17 protein-coding genes are annotated in these 14,346 nt (G+C 56.5%); 11 read left to right on the top strand and 6 right to left on the bottom strand.

The genetic code is table 11. The annotated features are described in order from the left end of the window. Positions 1–9: 9 nt before the first annotated feature. From ulaD to RHN82_RS07095, 3 genes are read left to right on the top strand one after another with little or no spacing between them, the layout of a single operon-like run. The gene (ulaD, locus tag RHN82_RS07105) at positions 10–660 is read left to right on the top strand and encodes a 3-keto-L-gulonate-6-phosphate decarboxylase UlaD (protein ID WP_003856025.1); all 651 of its coding nucleotides are present in this window, start codon (positions 10–12) and stop codon (positions 658–660) included. A 9-nt stretch (positions 661–669) separates the two neighbouring features. Continuing rightward, a complete protein-coding gene (locus RHN82_RS07100; RefSeq protein ID WP_047052615.1) occupies positions 670–1,530 on the top strand; it encodes an L-ribulose-5-phosphate 3-epimerase in 861 nt (286 codons plus the stop codon). After that, positions 1,523–2,209 carry an L-ribulose-5-phosphate 4-epimerase gene (locus RHN82_RS07095; RefSeq protein WP_047052614.1) on the top strand — a complete coding sequence of 229 codons (687 nt, stop codon included), beginning with the start codon at positions 1,523–1,525 and terminating at the stop codon, positions 2,207–2,209. Before RHN82_RS07100 ends, RHN82_RS07095 begins: the two co-directional genes overlap by 8 nt. Positions 2,210–2,345: 136 nt before the next feature. On the opposite strand, the gene yjfY is transcribed toward RHN82_RS07095, so the two are convergent. Further along, on the bottom strand, positions 2,346–2,621 hold the full coding sequence (gene yjfY, locus RHN82_RS07090) for a DUF1471 family protein YjfY (RefSeq protein ID WP_047052613.1): 276 nt from the start codon (positions 2,619–2,621) through the stop codon (positions 2,346–2,348). Between the two features lie 340 nt (positions 2,622–2,961). On the opposite strand from yjfY, the gene rpsF reads away from it, so the two are divergent. The 5 genes from rpsF (at position 2,962) to RHN82_RS07065 (ending at position 5,483) form a co-directional block, all read left to right on the top strand. Beyond that, positions 2,962–3,357, top strand: a complete 396-nt coding sequence (gene rpsF, locus RHN82_RS07085) for a 30S ribosomal protein S6 (RefSeq protein ID WP_003856034.1) — start codon at positions 2,962–2,964, stop codon at positions 3,355–3,357. A gap of 6 nt (positions 3,358–3,363) precedes the next feature. Next, positions 3,364–3,678, top strand: coding sequence for a primosomal replication protein N (priB, locus tag RHN82_RS07080; RefSeq protein ID WP_003856035.1), 315 nt, complete (start codon positions 3,364–3,366; stop codon positions 3,676–3,678). 4 nt (positions 3,679–3,682) lie between these two features. Then, entirely contained in the window at positions 3,683–3,910 is a 228-nt protein-coding gene (gene rpsR, locus RHN82_RS07075; RefSeq protein ID WP_000135199.1) for a 30S ribosomal protein S18, read from the top strand. Between the two features lie 41 nt (positions 3,911–3,951). After that, positions 3,952–4,401 (top strand): 50S ribosomal protein L9, encoded by a 450-nt coding sequence (gene rplI / locus RHN82_RS07070; RefSeq protein WP_003856039.1) that lies wholly within the window; start codon positions 3,952–3,954, stop codon positions 4,399–4,401. A gap of 152 nt (positions 4,402–4,553) precedes the next feature. Continuing rightward, positions 4,554–5,483 carry a DMT family transporter gene (locus RHN82_RS07065; RefSeq protein WP_047052612.1) on the top strand — a complete coding sequence of 310 codons (930 nt, stop codon included), beginning with the start codon at positions 4,554–4,556 and terminating at the stop codon, positions 5,481–5,483. Positions 5,484–5,529: 46 nt separating this feature from the next. Here the strand turns inward: RHN82_RS07065 and RHN82_RS07060 are convergent, their stop codons facing one another. Then, on the bottom strand, positions 5,530–6,168 hold the full coding sequence (locus RHN82_RS07060) for an OapA family protein (protein WP_015572481.1): 639 nt from the start codon (positions 6,166–6,168) through the stop codon (positions 5,530–5,532). 231 nt (positions 6,169–6,399) lie between these two features. Between RHN82_RS07060 and fklB the strand changes: the two genes are divergently transcribed. Both fklB and cycA read left to right on the top strand, forming a co-directional pair. Next, positions 6,400–7,020 carry an FKBP-type peptidyl-prolyl cis-trans isomerase gene (gene fklB, locus RHN82_RS07055; RefSeq protein WP_008502892.1) on the top strand — a complete coding sequence of 207 codons (621 nt, stop codon included), beginning with the start codon at positions 6,400–6,402 and terminating at the stop codon, positions 7,018–7,020. Positions 7,021–7,334: 314 nt separating this feature from the next. Continuing rightward, positions 7,335–8,744, top strand: a complete 1,410-nt coding sequence (gene cycA / locus RHN82_RS07050; protein WP_045336773.1) for a D-serine/D-alanine/glycine transporter — start codon at positions 7,335–7,337, stop codon at positions 8,742–8,744. A gap of 86 nt (positions 8,745–8,830) precedes the next feature. On the opposite strand, the gene ytfE is transcribed toward cycA, so the two are convergent. Further along, entirely contained in the window at positions 8,831–9,493 is a 663-nt protein-coding gene (ytfE, locus tag RHN82_RS07045; RefSeq protein WP_017383941.1) for an iron-sulfur cluster repair protein YtfE, read from the bottom strand. A gap of 245 nt (positions 9,494–9,738) precedes the next feature. Here ytfE and RHN82_RS07040 point away from each other — a divergent pair, with 245 nt between their 5' ends. Continuing rightward, positions 9,739–11,388 (top strand): methyl-accepting chemotaxis protein, encoded by a 1,650-nt coding sequence (locus RHN82_RS07040; protein ID WP_023315271.1) that lies wholly within the window; start codon positions 9,739–9,741, stop codon positions 11,386–11,388. An 87-nt stretch (positions 11,389–11,475) separates the two neighbouring features. Here RHN82_RS07040 and RHN82_RS07035 read toward each other — a convergent pair whose 3' ends face one another. The 3 genes from RHN82_RS07035 to RHN82_RS07025 form a co-directional block, all read right to left on the bottom strand. Further along, complete coding sequence (locus RHN82_RS07035) at positions 11,476–12,441, bottom strand: DMT family transporter (protein WP_017383939.1); 966 nt, start codon at positions 12,439–12,441, stop codon at positions 11,476–11,478. Positions 12,442–12,516: 75 nt separating this feature from the next. Continuing rightward, a complete protein-coding gene (locus RHN82_RS07030) occupies positions 12,517–13,341 on the bottom strand; it encodes an AraC family transcriptional regulator (RefSeq protein WP_047052611.1) in 825 nt (274 codons plus the stop codon). Between the two features lie 81 nt (positions 13,342–13,422). After that, complete coding sequence (locus tag RHN82_RS07025) at positions 13,423–14,271, bottom strand: SDR family oxidoreductase (protein WP_047052610.1); 849 nt, start codon at positions 14,269–14,271, stop codon at positions 13,423–13,425. Between the last annotated feature and the right edge of the window lie 75 nt (positions 14,272–14,346).

The following is a 14,346-nucleotide window of genomic DNA, read 5'->3' as shown; positions in this document are numbered from 1 at the left end:
GAATTGAAAATGTCATTACCAATGTTGCAGGTCGCGCTGGATAACCAGACTCTGTCTCACGCTTACGAAACCACCCGTCTGATTGCGGAAGAGGTGGACATCATCGAAGTCGGCACCATTCTGTGCGTGGGCGAAGGAGTTCGTGCGGTTCGTGACCTGAAGGCGCTCTATCCGCATAAAATCGTGCTGGCGGATGCCAAAATCGCCGACGCGGGCAAAATCCTCTCTCGCATGTGCTTTGAAGCCAACGCCGACTGGGTCACCGTGATCTGCTGTGCGGATATCAACACCGCGAAAGGCGCGCTGGACGTGGCGAAAGAGTTCAACGGCGACGTGCAGATTGAACTGACCGGTTTCTGGACCTGGGAGCAGGCGCAGGAGTGGCGCGAAGCGGGTATCCAGCAGGTGGTTTATCACCGCAGCCGTGATGCGCAGGCCGCAGGCGTGGCGTGGGGCGAAGCCGATATCAGCGCGATCAAACGTCTGGCCGATATGGGCTTCAAAGTGACCGTCACCGGTGGCCTGGCGCTGGAAGATCTGCCTCTGTTCAAGGGGATTCCAATTCACGTCTTTATTGCCGGTCGTAGCATTCGCGATGCGGAATCTCCGGTGGAAGCTGCGCGTCAGTTTAAACGCTCAATCGCTCAGCTTTGGGGTTAAGGAGCGGGTATGTTGTCAAAACAGGTCCCGCTTGGCATCTATGAAAAGGCACTCCCTGCGGGGGAGTGCTGGCTGGAGCGGTTACAGCTGGCGAAGCAGCTGGGTTTCGATTTTGTCGAAATGTCGGTGGATGAGACGGACGAGCGTCTTGCTCGCCTGGACTGGAGCCGCGACCAGCGTCTGGCGCTGGTGAGCGCCATTGCCGAAACCGGCGTGCGCGTGCCATCCATGTGCCTGAGCGCTCATCGTCGTTTTCCGCTTGGCAGCGAAGATGATGCCGTACGCGCCGAAGGGCTGGAGATCATGCGTAAAGCCATTCGCTTTGCACAGGATGTCGGCATCCGCGTGATCCAACTGGCGGGTTACGATGTTTACTATCAGGAAGCCAACGATGAAACGCGCCGTCGTTTCCGTGACGGCCTGAAAGAGAGCGTTGAGATGGCAAGCCGTGCGCAGGTGACGCTGGCGATGGAGATCATGGATTATCCGTTGATGAACTCCATCAGCAAGGCGCTGGGCTACGCGCACTATCTGAATAACCCGTGGTTCCAGCTTTATCCGGATATCGGCAACCTGTCGGCATGGGATAACGACGTACAGATGGAGCTTCAGGCGGGCATCGGGCATATCGTGGCGGTACACGTAAAAGATACCCGTCCTGGCGTGTTCAAAAACGTACCGTTCGGTACCGGGGTGGTGGACTTCGAACGGTGCTTCCAGACGCTCAAACAGACAGGTTATTGCGGGCCTTACCTGATTGAGATGTGGAGCGAAACCGCGGACGACCCGGCGGCAGAAGTGGCGAAAGCCCGGGACTGGGTGCGCGAGCGCATGGCGCGGGCAGGGCTGATGGAGGCGGAACATGCTTAAGCTGAAACAGCAGGTCTTTGAAGCCAATATGGATCTGCCGCGCTATGGACTGGTGACGTTTACCTGGGGCAACGTAAGCGCCATCGATCGCGAGCAGGGGCTGGTGGTCATTAAGCCGAGCGGCGTGGCCTATGACGCCATGAAAGTGGACGATATGGTAGTGGTTGACCTGGAGGGACGCGTCGTTGAAGGCAAATGGCGACCTTCTTCTGATACGGCAACCCATCTGGCGCTGTACCAGCGTTACCCGTCCCTGGGGGGCGTTGTGCATACCCATTCCACGCACGCCACCGCCTGGGCACAGGCCGGGCTGGCGATCCCTGCTTTGGGTACGACGCACGCAGATTACTTCTTCGGCGATATTCCCTGCACGCGAGCGTTAACGCAGGCTGAGGTCGAAGGCGAGTACGAACTTAACACCGGCAGGGTCATTATCGAAACGCTGGGTGAGACGGAACCACTGCATACGCCGGGTATTGTGGTGTACCAGCATGGTCCGTTCTCCTGGGGTAAAGATGCGCATGACGCCGTGCATAACGCGGTGGTGATGGAAGAGGTGGCTCGAATGGCGTGGATTGCGCGCGGCATTAACCCACAGCTTCAGGGCATTGACGATTACCTGATGAACAAGCATTTCATGCGTAAGCACGGCCCGAATGCTTATTACGGGCAGAAGTGAATAAGTGCTCTGGAATACCGAAACAGTTGTAACCGGTGGTATTCCGGAGCCATTCATAAAAAAAAGCCCCCGGGCAGGGGGCAAATCATATATGGCTTTGATTTTCGTTGGCTTTCCTGGTGCTGGCAATAAAGCGTTACTGGTAAATATCTGCACTGGCGTGCATATTACCGTTGCTGCTGGGCTCACGTGTCAGCATGACGTGATAGTATTTTGCGCCCTGCGCATCGGTTTCTTCATTAAGCGCCTGATCTGCTTCACTTTCAGTGGCGAAGTTATGATTGATGTAAATAACGCCTAAGCTCTGCACATCATCCATGTTTCTGGCCTGTTGGCTGTCTATTCTGATGGCTGCCATCGCGTTTGCACTGAGCAAAAGCGCAGCCAAAATGGCGATTGCGATTCTTTTCATGATATGCGCTCCACGACTACGTGCTGTGATACGGGGTAATGCTCTCCTTCTCTGTTCAGGGTTTCTGATTAAAGTGTAATCGCTACTCGGGTAGCGATGGGTGACCATTTCTGATGGTGTTGTTCAAAAAAACAGCGCTTCTGATGAGTGCGATTTTAAATCACCCACTTAGAACAGCTTTACCCTTTGTGCGAATTATTTGTGCAATCAGCTTGAGTTTCCTGGGGGGCGCAAGTATTATGACGCGTCAATTTTTCAGCCGACCTTTAACACGTTCCTTGCCTCCCCGGGCCTCGGCTGACCCAGACAGGAGGCTGAATAATCCGTAAGGAGCAATTCGATGCGTCATTACGAAATCGTTTTTATGGTCCACCCTGACCAGAGCGAACAGGTTCCGGGCATGATCGAGCGTTACTCTGCTGCCATCACTGGTGCAGAAGGCACGATCCACCGTCTGGAAGACTGGGGCCGCCGTCAGCTGGCTTACCCGATCAACAAACTGCACAAAGCACACTACGTTCTGATGAACGTTGAAGCTCCGCAGGAAGTGATCGATGAGCTGGAAACTACCTTCCGCTTCAACGATGCCGTTATCCGCAGCATGGTTATGCGTACCAAACACGCAGTGACCGAAGCATCTCCGATGGTTAAAGCGAAAGACGAGCGCCGTGAGCGTCGCGATGATTTCGCAAACGAAACCGCAGATGATTCTGATGCTGGGGATTCTGAAGAGTAATTTCTGATGACCAACCGTCTGGTGTTGTCCGGCACCGTGTGCAGGACCCCCCTTCGAAAGGTCAGCCCATCAGGAATTCCGCATTGCCAGTTCGTGCTTGAGCATCGTTCTGTGCAAGAGGAAGCCGGGTTTCACCGGCAGGCGTGGTGCCAAATGCCCGTGATTATTAGCGGACACGAAAACCAGGCCATTACTCACAGTTTAACGGTCGGTAGCGCAGTAATCGTTCAGGGGTTCATTTCTTGCCACAAGGCAAAGAACGGTCTGAGCAAAATGGTTCTGCATGCCGAGCAGATTGATTTGATAGATTCTGGAGACTAGCCATATGGCACGTTATTTCCGTCGTCGCAAGTTCTGCCGTTTCACCGCGGAAGGCGTTCAAGAGATCGACTATAAAGATATCGCAACGCTGAAAAACTACATCACCGAAAGCGGTAAGATTGTCCCAAGCCGTATCACCGGTACTCGTGCAAAATATCAGCGTCAGCTGGCTCGCGCTATCAAACGCGCTCGCTACCTGTCTCTGCTGCCGTACACTGATCGTCATCAGTAATCGGGCACGGTCCATTAATACGACTTTAAGAGGATAAGGTAATGCAAGTTATTCTGCTTGATAAAGTAGCAAACCTGGGCAGCCTGGGTGATCAGGTAAACGTTAAAGCGGGTTACGCTCGTAACTTCCTGGTTCCACAGGGTAAAGCTGTTCCAGCTACTAAGAAAAACGTAGAGTTTTTCGAAGCACGTCGTGCTGAACTGGAAGCCAAACTGGCTGACGTTCTGGCGGCTGCTAACGCTCGCGCTGAAGCAATCAACGCACTGGGCACCGTTACTATCGCGTCTAAAGCTGGCGACGAAGGTAAACTGTTCGGTTCCATCGGTACCCGCGATATCGCTGATGCAGTTACTGCGGCAGGCGTTAAAGTGGCTAAGAGCGAAGTTCGTCTGCCGAACGGCGTTCTGCGTACCACTGGTGAGCACGAAGTTGACTTCCAGGTTCACAGCGAAGTGTTCGCTAAACTGGTTGTTAACGTAGTAGCTGAGTAATTTTTTACTCTGCTCACGTCGAAGCGCCGGCCTTGTGCCGGCGTTTTGCTTTTTAGCATGACCCTACGTCATCTTTTGCTCTTGTAAGGTCGCTATTCCTGACGCATTCTCTGATAATAAATTGAAACGCAATTTTATTTATGAGATTTGTCATGGATACCGCTCTGCCCACGCCCGTCTTTGCCCGTCGACATGTGGCCTATGCCTGCGCCACGCTCTGCTGTCTGCTTTGGGGAAGCTCGTACCCGGCCATTAAAAGTGGCTACGAACTCTTTCAGATCGCGACCGACGATATCCCCTCCAAAGTCGTTTTTGCCGGATACCGTTTTCTTTTTGCCGGTGCGTTGCTGCTGCTTTTTGCCCTGGCCCAGCGAAAGCCGATTGGCAGGCTCACGCCCACGCAGTTTGGCCAGCTCACGCTCCTCGGACTGACCCAGACCTCCCTCCAGTACACCTTCTTTTATATCGGCCTGGCCTACACGACCGGGGTGAACGGCTCCATCATGAATGCCACCGGGACCTTCTTCAGCGTGCTGCTGGCACACTTTATCTACCACAACGACAAACTCAGCTATAACAAAACGCTGGGCTGTGTTCTGGGCTTTGCCGGGGTGATGCTGGTGAACTTCCACAGCGGGTTAAGCGATTTCCAGTTTGTCTGGAAAGGTGACGGATTTGTGGTGCTGGCGGCCTTTATTCTCTCTGCGGCCACGCTTTACGGGAAACGCATTTCCCAGACCGTTGACCCGACGGTGATGACTGGCTGGCAGCTGGGGATTGGCGGGGCGGCACTGGTTGCGGGAGGCTATGCCACGGGCGGGACGCTGGAGGTGCACAGCATGAAAGCCGTCGCCGTGCTGGGGTATCTGACGCTGCTCTCATCCGTGGCGTTCGCCCTGTGGAGCGCGCTGCTGAAAGTGAACCGCGTGAGTATGATTGCCCCGTTCAACTTTGTCATTCCTGTAGCAGGAACGGTGCTCTCCGCCATCTTCCTCGGCGAAAACATTCTGGACATCAAATACGCGATTGCGCTGGTGCTGGTCTGCTCGGGGATCGGGTGGGTGAATAAACGGCGTGCCTGAGAACAAAAGTGCCGGGCGGCGGCTTCGCCTCACCCGGCCTGGACCATTAACGTGCTCTGATAAAACTGCCGTCCGGCTGGCGGGTAAACAGTACCTGCTGCCCGTTTCCGGTATCGATCGTTAACCCGGTCACCACGCCGCTGGCGTTCTGGCGGATCTGCACCATCTGACCATTTTGCAGGTTGCTGAGCGGCTTGCCTGCCCCCTCGACTTGCGCCATGGCATACACATCCGTTGCTGGCAGATTGTGGTCGCGGAACAGCTGGGCAAGGGTTTTCCCTGGCTCTACGCGATACGAACGCCACTGCTGCTCAATGCCGGTGGGCTGTTGCGCCTGTGGCTCTGAAGGGGCGGCGGCCTGCTCCTGATCTTCCTGAACCGGTTCAGGCTCAACCGGCGCAACCTGGCCCGGATCGTTAGACGGTGTGACCAGCTGCGTCTGCATCGGCTGTGAATCAGGCTGCGGCTGGCTTTGCGACTGGATATCGAGCTCAGCATTCCGGCTGACCGGCGCGGTATCAACGTTGTCACTGCCGGAAGGAAGCAGGAAGCCGATGACGATCAGCAACGCGCCGATGATAATGCCTCTGCGGTGCAAAGGCGGCAGCGGGTCCATGATGCGAAAGTTATCCGGCGCATGCCAGATTTTCGCCAGGGTAGGTTTCAGTTCAAATCGCCCGGGCATGGCTCTCCTCCTGCTCCGCGTCTTTTTATCCTGTCCTGAGAAGTGTAGTTTGCTAACTGCCTGATGGGCGTAACAAAGCCAGCTTTCGTGACATATATTAGGGAAAATCCTGACGGCTACTATTGTTTCCGTTTCGTCGCAGTTTGTCACCTTTACTTAAGACAAAGTTTTACCCATAAGGGCATGGCTGATATGCTGCCCGCTACTTTAAATGTGATGGAAGGAAAACCCATGACCACCCCGACTTTTGACACTATCGAAGCGCAGGCAAGCTACGGCATCGGCTTGCAGGTAGGACAGCAGCTGAGCGAATCCGGCCTGGAAGGTCTGTTACCGGAAGCGCTGGTGGCGGGTATCGCTGACGCGCTGGAAGGCAAGCAGCCCGCTGTGCCGGTTGACGTTGTGCACCGTGCGCTGCGTGAAATCCACGAACGTGCTGACGCCGTACGTCGCGCGCGTTTCGAAGAGATGGCGGCAGAAGGCGTGAAATATCTGGAAGAGAACCGTGAGCGTGAAGGCGTGAACAGCACCGAGTCCGGCTTGCAGTTCCGCGTAATCAATCAGGGTGATGGCGCAATCCCGGCGCGCACCGACCACGTTCGCGTACACTACACCGGTAAGCTGATCGACGGTACCGTGTTCGACAGCTCCGTCGCGCGTGGCGAACCGGCTGAATTCCCGGTTAACGGCGTTATCGCAGGCTGGATCGAAGCCCTGACCCTGATGCCAGTAGGTTCCAAATGGGAACTGACTATCCCGCACAACCTGGCTTACGGCGAGCGTGGCGCTGGCGCTTCCATTCCGCCATTCAGCACCCTGGTGTTTGAAGTCGAGCTGCTGGAAATCCTGTAATCGGTTTTTCTTATTTTCCTCTCTCCGATCGGGGAGAGGAAAATAGCGATAAAACCCGGAGTTACGACGGAATCAACATTTTGTATTGCAAACGAAACTGTTACGTGTATTTTTGTGAGCTGTTTCGCGCTGTATGAGTGATATGACACTCACTTTCAACATATTATTAACATAATATTCAAATCATAGTATTCATCCCGCCGATTCTTACCTACTATCGATTAGTCCTTACACAGGGGCCGTCATTTATTTGGCGTAAATAAAGGCCAGAAGAGCCTTAACAACACAGACAGGCATAAACAGGAAAATATCACATGGTAGATCAGGTCAAAGTCGCCGCCGCAGAAGAGGCGACGTCTGAACAGTCGCTACGGCGAAATCTCACGAACCGTCACATTCAGCTTATTGCCATTGGCGGAGCCATCGGCACCGGGCTGTTTATGGGCTCGGGCAAAACCATCAGTCTTGCCGGCCCGTCGATCATCTTCGTTTATATGATCATCGGTTTTATGCTCTTTTTCGTGATGCGTGCAATGGGTGAATTGCTGCTCTCGAATCTCGAATACAAATCCTTCAGCGACTTCGCGTCAGACCTGCTCGGCCCGTGGGCGGGCTATTTTACCGGCTGGACCTACTGGTTCTGCTGGGTGGTTACCGGCATGGCGGATGTTGTCGCTATTACGGCCTACGCCCAATTCTGGTTCCCCGGCCTGTCGGACTGGGTGGCCTCGCTGGCGGTGATTGTTCTGCTGCTGAGCCTGAACCTCGCCACCGTTAAAATGTTCGGTGAGATGGAGTTCTGGTTCGCGATGATCAAAATCGTCGCCATCATCGCGCTGATTGTCGTCGGGCTGGTGATGGTGCTGACGCACTTCCAGTCGCCAACCGGCGTACAGGCGTCGTTTGCCCATCTGTGGAATGACGGCGGCTGGTTCCCGAAAGGGATCAGCGGCTTCTTTGCCGGCTTCCAGATTGCAGTGTTCGCGTTTGTCGGGATTGAGCTGGTGGGCACCACGGCGGCGGAAACCAAAGATCCGGAGAAATCCCTGCCGCGCGCGATCAACTCCATTCCGCTGCGTATCATCATGTTCTACGTGTTCGCGCTGATCGTCATTATGTCCGTGACGCCATGGAGCTCGGTGGTGCCAACCAAGAGCCCGTTCGTCGAGCTGTTCGTGCTGGTGGGGCTGCCTGCTGCCGCGAGCCTGATTAACTTCGTGGTGCTGACCTCTGCGGCCTCTTCCGCGAACAGCGGCGTCTTCTCCACCAGCCGTATGCTGTTCGGTCTGGCGCAGGAGGGCGTTGCTCCGAGCGCGTTTGCCAAACTGTCTAAACGCGCGGTACCGGCGAAAGGGCTGACCTTCTCCTGCATCTGTCTGCTGGGCGGTGTGGTGATGCTCTACGTCAACCCGAGCGTAATCGGCGCGTTCACCATGATCACCACGGTGTCGGCGATCCTGTTCATGTTCGTCTGGACCATCATCCTCTGCTCGTACCTGGTGTACCGCAAACAGCGTCCACACCTGCATGAAAAGTCGATCTACAAGATGCCGCTGGGCAAGCTGATGTGCTGGGTGTGCATGGCATTCTTCGTCTTCGTGCTGGTGCTGCTGACGCTGGAAGAAGATACCCGACAGGCGCTGATCGTCACGCCGCTGTGGTTTATCGCGCTGGGGCTGGGCTGGTTGTTTATCGGTAAGAAACGTATGGCGGGCATGCGCTAAGCATGTTGCCGGGTGGCGCTGACGCTTACCCGGCCTACGTTCGCGGATGTTGTAGGCCCGGTAAGCGCTAGCGCCACCGGGCTTTTTTATTTACCCGATAATGCACGCGGGAACAGAACGTTATTCTCAAGACTGATGTGTTCCATCAGATCGTCGATCATCTCGTTAATGCCGTTGTACATGGCTTTCCAGGTGGTGCACGCTTCTGGCGGCGGTGTGACGTTGTCGGTGGTGTGTTTGATCACTTCCAGCAGTTCGCCGGCGTCATCATGTTCGCTTTCCATCACGCTGATGGGCCCCATGGCCTGGCTGCCCATGCCCTGTTTGATCATCGGGAAGAGGATCTGCTCCTCTTTCATCATGTGGCTGGAAAGTTCTTCGTGCAGCATGGTCAGGTATTTCGCCAGGCCGCGCGGTACGGAAGGTTTATCGGCATGAACGCGTTCAACTTTGGTCGCCTGTAAAATCAGCTCCGGCAGCTGCTCGCGGTGACGGTCGTGGTAACGCACAATGATGTGGTCGATGATTTCAGCCAGCGGCGCGGTGCGCCAGTCTTTGTCGACGGGCTGTTCAGCCAGCTGAGCCAGCTCCGCTTCGATAGCCTCCACATCCAGCTCTTTACGCGACGCTGCGCGCGCCAGCGTTTGCTTACCACCGCAGCAGTAATCCATATCGTATTTACGGAACAGCGCAGAAGCGCGAGGGATGGAGAGCGCCAGCTCGCCTAAGGGTTGGTCGCGGAAGGCCATAGCAGTTACCTCATCATCAGGAATATAAGATGCATTTTAAATGCATCTTTAAATGGATGCTATAACCCTTTAGAGGCAAGGGTGAAAATGAGAAGGGGATCACAAAAAAAGCGTGCTTTTAACTTGCTGATTGAATGCAGAAAAGGGCTTTCGAAAGTTTTTAAAGGTGGAGAAACAGTAAACAACCTGCCGCACGTGCCGATAGATACAGGTCAGACAATACCTGTATATAAAAAAGGCAACGCATGTTTAAACGTATAAAAGTCATTACTCTTTTGATTTCGGTGCTGCTTGTGCTCGGCATCATGCAACTGATCTCCGCTGGCATTTTCATCAATGCGCTCAATAACGATAAAGAGAACTTCACCGTTTCTCAGCTTTCCAGCCAGAACGTCGCGGAGTTTACCGACGCCTGGATCAGCCTGAACCAGGCGCGCGTCACCCTCAACCGCGGCATGCTGCGCCTGCAAAGCAGCATGGCGTCGCAGATTAACGGCGGGCAACTGAACGAGCTGGTCAATACCGCGAAAAACCTGCTGGCCGATGCCCAGACCCATTACGATAAATACTACGCGCTGCCGGAAACGCCGGGTATGGACGAGCACCTGGCCGATCGTCTGGAAGAGCAGTACCGCGTCTACTCCGCCACGCTGACGCAAATGAACGTTCTGCTGGGGCAGGGCAATCTGGAAGATATGTTCAAACAAAATGCCGAACAGAAGCAGACCGCGATGCAAAAGGTTTATCGCGAGTGGCGTGAGGCGCAGGCCGCGCTGACCGCCAAAGGTATCCAGGACAATGAAAGCGACTACAAACGCATTCTGTGGATCCTTTCTGCGGTGATGCTGCTGGTGATCGCGGTGATTATTTCCAGCTGGATTGCGATGCGCCGCGTGCTGCTGCTGCCGCTGGAAGAGGTGATCAACCATATCCGCGCCATTGCCGCAGGGGATTTAACCCAGCCGATTCAGGCTGAGGGTAAAAATGAAATGGCGATCCTGGCGCGCAACGTTCAGGAGATGCAGACTGCGCTGGCCAACACGGTGGGCGTGGTGCGTGAAGGCGCAGATACCATCTACACCGGCGCGGGTGAAATCTCGGCAGGCAGCAACGATCTCTCCTCTCGTACCGAGCAACAGGCCGCTTCTCTGGAAGAGACGGCAGCCAGCATGGAACAGTTAACCGCCACCGTGAAGCAAAACGCCGATAACGCGCGTCAGGCGTCGCGTCTGGCGCTGGACGCCTCTTCCACCGCGAAGAAGGGCGGTAACGTGGTCGAGGGCGTTGTGCGCACCATGGATGAAATCGCCACCAGTTCCAGCAAAATCGCGCAAATTACTAACGTGATCGACGGCATTGCCTTCCAGACCAATATCCTGGCGCTGAACGCGGCGGTAGAAGCGGCGCGCGCGGGCGAGCAGGGACGTGGCTTCGCGGTTGTCGCGGGTGAGGTGCGTACCCTTGCGCAGCGCAGCGCGCAGGCGGCGAAAGAGATCAAAGCGCTGATCGATGATTCCGGCGAACGCGTCAACGCGGGTTCTCAGCTGGTAAATGAAGCGGGCGCGACGATGGCGGAGATCGTCAATGCGGTTACGCGCGTAACGGACATCATGGGTGAGATTGCGTCGGCCTCCGACGAACAGAGCCGCGGTATCGACCAGGTGGGTCAGGCGGTGGCGGAGATGGATCGCGTCACCCAGCAGAACGCCTCGCTGGTGGAAGAGTCTGCGGCGGCAGCGGCGGCGCTGGAAGATCAGGCAGCACGCCTGAACGACGCGGTGGCGGTGTTTAAGATCACCCGCAACCAGGCGGTTAAAGCCGCGCCCGTGAAGGCTTACGCGCCTAAGGCGCAGCCCGTAGCAACGGCGTCTGAAGCGAACTGGGAGACGTTCTAAAGGCTTGCCCGGTGGCGGCTACGCCTTACCGGGCCTACGAGGCGTTATTTTGTAGGCCGGGTAAGCGTCAGCGCCACCCGGCAGAAATCACCCCTCCGACGCCGGAACGACCATCGGTTTTTCCGGCTTCGCTCTCACCGCAATCACCACCCCAACGACCAGCAGCGCGATCCCGCAGGCCGTTAGCAGCGGCGGCACGCTCTGACGCATCAGGAAGGTATAGAGCAGCCCGGCCAGCGTCTCAAAGACAATCAGCGGCCCCAGTATCACCGTCGGCAGCTTCTGGCTGGCAATGTTCCAGCACAGCGCGCCCACCCACGAACAGAGCACGGCAATGGCGACCATTAGCCCGACGAATACCCACGGGCGCGGTCCGAAGGGCAGGGTAAATGCCGGTTGCTGGCTACCCAGCCAGACACACGCGCCCACATAGCCCAGCAACGAGACAGGGAGGGTGACCAGCGCCTGCGCCGTCGCCCACATCATCGGATGTTTATCCGGGTTTTCCCGCAGCCAGCGTGCGTTGCGCAGGGCATACCAGGCCCAACAGACAACCGAAATAAACGCCAGAAAGATCCCTGAACCGTAACGCCACAAGCTGAAGTTTTCGAGGCCGTGGCGAAGCTCGGCAATATTCACGCACACCAGCCCCACGGCAATGCAGACCAGCGCCGGCGCCATTTTTGACCACGCCAGTTTGCCGTCACGCTGGCTGTAAAGCAGGTTCGCGAACACCGGGATGACCACCGGCAGCGTGCCGATAATCATGGTCGACACCGGCGCACCGGTGCGCTGAATGGCGCTCGCCAGACAGACGTAGTAGATCAGATTACCCATCATGGTCAGCGCCAGCGCGGTGAGCCAGTCCTGGCGGCCCAGCTGACGCAGACGCGCGCGCCCCAGCCACGCCAGCGGCACGGCAATCAGCCCCAGCGCCAGGTAACGTCCGGTCGACTGCAATATTGCCGGGTACTCCGGCACAATCAGCGGGCCGACAAAAATCAGCCCCCACATCAAACCCGCAAGCAGGGCATACAACACGCCGCTAATCATTTTTCCATCCATCTTGATTCACTTTGCGCTCAGTGTAGGAGGGCAAAACGCGCGCGTATTGTATGAGGTTGCGCATTAGCGCGGCATAACCTGCTTCTGGTAGCGCACGGGCGTGATGCCGTAGCGACGGGTGAAGGCGCGGGTCAGGTGCGACTGATCGGTCAGCCCGGTCGCGGCGGCCACCTCGGCGGCAGGCATGCCGTGGGTGAGGAATGCTTTTGCGCGCCACAGCCGGATGGCCATCAGCATCTGGTGGGGCGTAACGTGGAAATGGGCTTTGAACTGGCGCTGAAAATGGTACGGGCTGAGCGAGACAACGTTAGCCAGCTCGTCCAGGGTCAGCGAGCGCATATAGTTGTCGTGCAGATAGTCGCGAACGCGTTCGAAGCGGTGCGCGGCCTCCTGCACCACCGGCGCATGGTGGGCCAGCGGCTGAAAAGTCTGAATTAAATCCAGTAGCAGCCCCTTCTGCGCCAGCGGATCGTTGGTGTGCCACAAGCCGTAAATTAACCGGCCAATCAGCTGCGAGCGCAAAGGGTCGTGGCGCGTGACATCATTAAACCACCAGTGGCGCAGGCCGGTGACCTCTTCCAGCAGGTCGGGTTCGATGTAGACCATCCGGTAGCGCCAGCCGCCTTCGGTGGCGGATTCCCCGGTGTGGATCTCGTCCGGGTTCATGGTCACGACGGATTTTTCCGCGGCAAGATGCTGGGTGCCGCGATAGCGGAAGCGTTCGGCACCGGTTTCGATGGTGCCGATACCGAAGGCTTCATGAGTATGAGGCTCAAAGGCGTAGTCAGAGATATGGGCGTGATAGAGCTCCAGGCCCGGCAGCTGCGCCAGATGGCGAAAGCGCGCGCTGTCTCTCTCATCAGTGAACTGTTCCGGTACGCCTTGCACGGTGAGCCTCCTTGTGGGTCATCGCTTCATTATCAGAGATGACCCGAGGGGATGCCACAAAAAATAACCAATTTTTAACAACTACAGGATGGCTTTGACGCTTTCCGCCAGCGATGTGGTTGGGCGGCCGATCAGTTTGCTCAGGGTACGGCTGTCGTCGAACAGGCCGCCTTTGGACGCGCCGGTGTCGGAGTCCGCCAGCATCTCCGCCAGCCCGGCAGGCAGACCAACGCCCTTCAGCGTAGCGGCGAAATCGGCTTCGCTGAGGTTCTGATACGTTACCGGCTTACCGCTCTGCTTGCTCAATTCCGCAGCCAGTTCGCTCAGCGTCCAGGCATTATCACCCGCCAGTTCATACACCTTACCGGCATGCCCCTCTTCAGAAATCACTTTCGCTGCCGCCGCCGCGTAATCGGCACGGGTCGCAGAGGCAATTTTGCCTTCGCCTGCGGCCCCCAGAAATACGCCGTGTTCCAGCGCTGGCGGCGCGCTTGCCAGGTAGTTTTCGGTGTACCAGCCGTTGCGCAGCAGGGCGTAAGGCACGCCGGAGGCCGCCAGGGCATTTTCGGTTTCGACGTGCTCCACGTGCAGACCCAGCGGAGATTTGTCAGCATGCAGCAGGCTGGTATAGGCGATGAATTTCACCCCGGCGGCTTTGGCGGCGTTTATCACGTTCTGGTGCTGTACGGCGCGCTGACCCACTTCGCTGGAGGAGATGAGCAGCAGTTTATCCACGCCGTTCAGCGCGGTGGTAAATGCGGCTTCATCGGTGTAATCCGCCTGGCGCACAACGACCCCTTGCTGACGCAACGCTTCGGCTTTCGCCGGGTTACGCACAATAGCCACGATCTGGCTGGCCGGAACGGTTTTCAGCAGTTCTTCAATAACGTGTTGGCCAAGCTGGCCGGTTGCGCCGGTAATCGCGATCATGATGAATCTCCTTCGTGTTTGTCTGGTGTTGTGGCACACTATCACCATAACTAACTTTTAGTAAGTACGTACAAA

The sequence above is a fragment of the Enterobacter cloacae complex sp. EB5 genome (genome assembly GCF_031432835.1).
Classification (GTDB): Bacteria; Pseudomonadota; Gammaproteobacteria; order Enterobacterales; family Enterobacteriaceae; genus Enterobacter; species Enterobacter hormaechei_C.
Note: the sequence above shows the minus strand (reverse complement) of the source record. Positions and strands in the feature narration are given on the sequence as shown.

Coding starts and splice junctions, on each gene's coding strand:
- ulaD (WP_003856025.1), top strand. CDS start 10: ATGTCATTACCAATGTTGCAGGTCGCGCTGGATAACCAGACTCTGTCT.
- RHN82_RS07100 (WP_047052615.1), top strand. CDS start 670: ATGTTGTCAAAACAGGTCCCGCTTGGCATCTATGAAAAGGCACTCCCT.
- RHN82_RS07095 (WP_047052614.1), top strand. CDS start 1,523: ATGCTTAAGCTGAAACAGCAGGTCTTTGAAGCCAATATGGATCTGCCG.
- yjfY (WP_047052613.1), bottom strand. CDS start 2,621: ATGAAAAGAATCGCAATCGCCATTTTGGCTGCGCTTTTGCTCAGTGCA.
- rpsF (WP_003856034.1), top strand. CDS start 2,962: ATGCGTCATTACGAAATCGTTTTTATGGTCCACCCTGACCAGAGCGAA.
- priB (WP_003856035.1), top strand. CDS start 3,364: ATGACCAACCGTCTGGTGTTGTCCGGCACCGTGTGCAGGACCCCCCTT.
- rpsR (WP_000135199.1), top strand. CDS start 3,683: ATGGCACGTTATTTCCGTCGTCGCAAGTTCTGCCGTTTCACCGCGGAA.
- rplI (WP_003856039.1), top strand. CDS start 3,952: ATGCAAGTTATTCTGCTTGATAAAGTAGCAAACCTGGGCAGCCTGGGT.
- RHN82_RS07065 (WP_047052612.1), top strand. CDS start 4,554: ATGGATACCGCTCTGCCCACGCCCGTCTTTGCCCGTCGACATGTGGCC.
- RHN82_RS07060 (WP_015572481.1), bottom strand. CDS start 6,168: ATGCCCGGGCGATTTGAACTGAAACCTACCCTGGCGAAAATCTGGCAT.
- fklB (WP_008502892.1), top strand. CDS start 6,400: ATGACCACCCCGACTTTTGACACTATCGAAGCGCAGGCAAGCTACGGC.
- cycA (WP_045336773.1), top strand. CDS start 7,335: ATGGTAGATCAGGTCAAAGTCGCCGCCGCAGAAGAGGCGACGTCTGAA.
- ytfE (WP_017383941.1), bottom strand. CDS start 9,493: ATGGCCTTCCGCGACCAACCCTTAGGCGAGCTGGCGCTCTCCATCCCT.
- RHN82_RS07040 (WP_023315271.1), top strand. CDS start 9,739: ATGTTTAAACGTATAAAAGTCATTACTCTTTTGATTTCGGTGCTGCTT.
- RHN82_RS07035 (WP_017383939.1), bottom strand. CDS start 12,441: ATGATTAGCGGCGTGTTGTATGCCCTGCTTGCGGGTTTGATGTGGGGG.
- RHN82_RS07025 (WP_047052610.1), bottom strand. CDS start 14,271: ATGATCGCGATTACCGGCGCAACCGGCCAGCTTGGCCAACACGTTATT.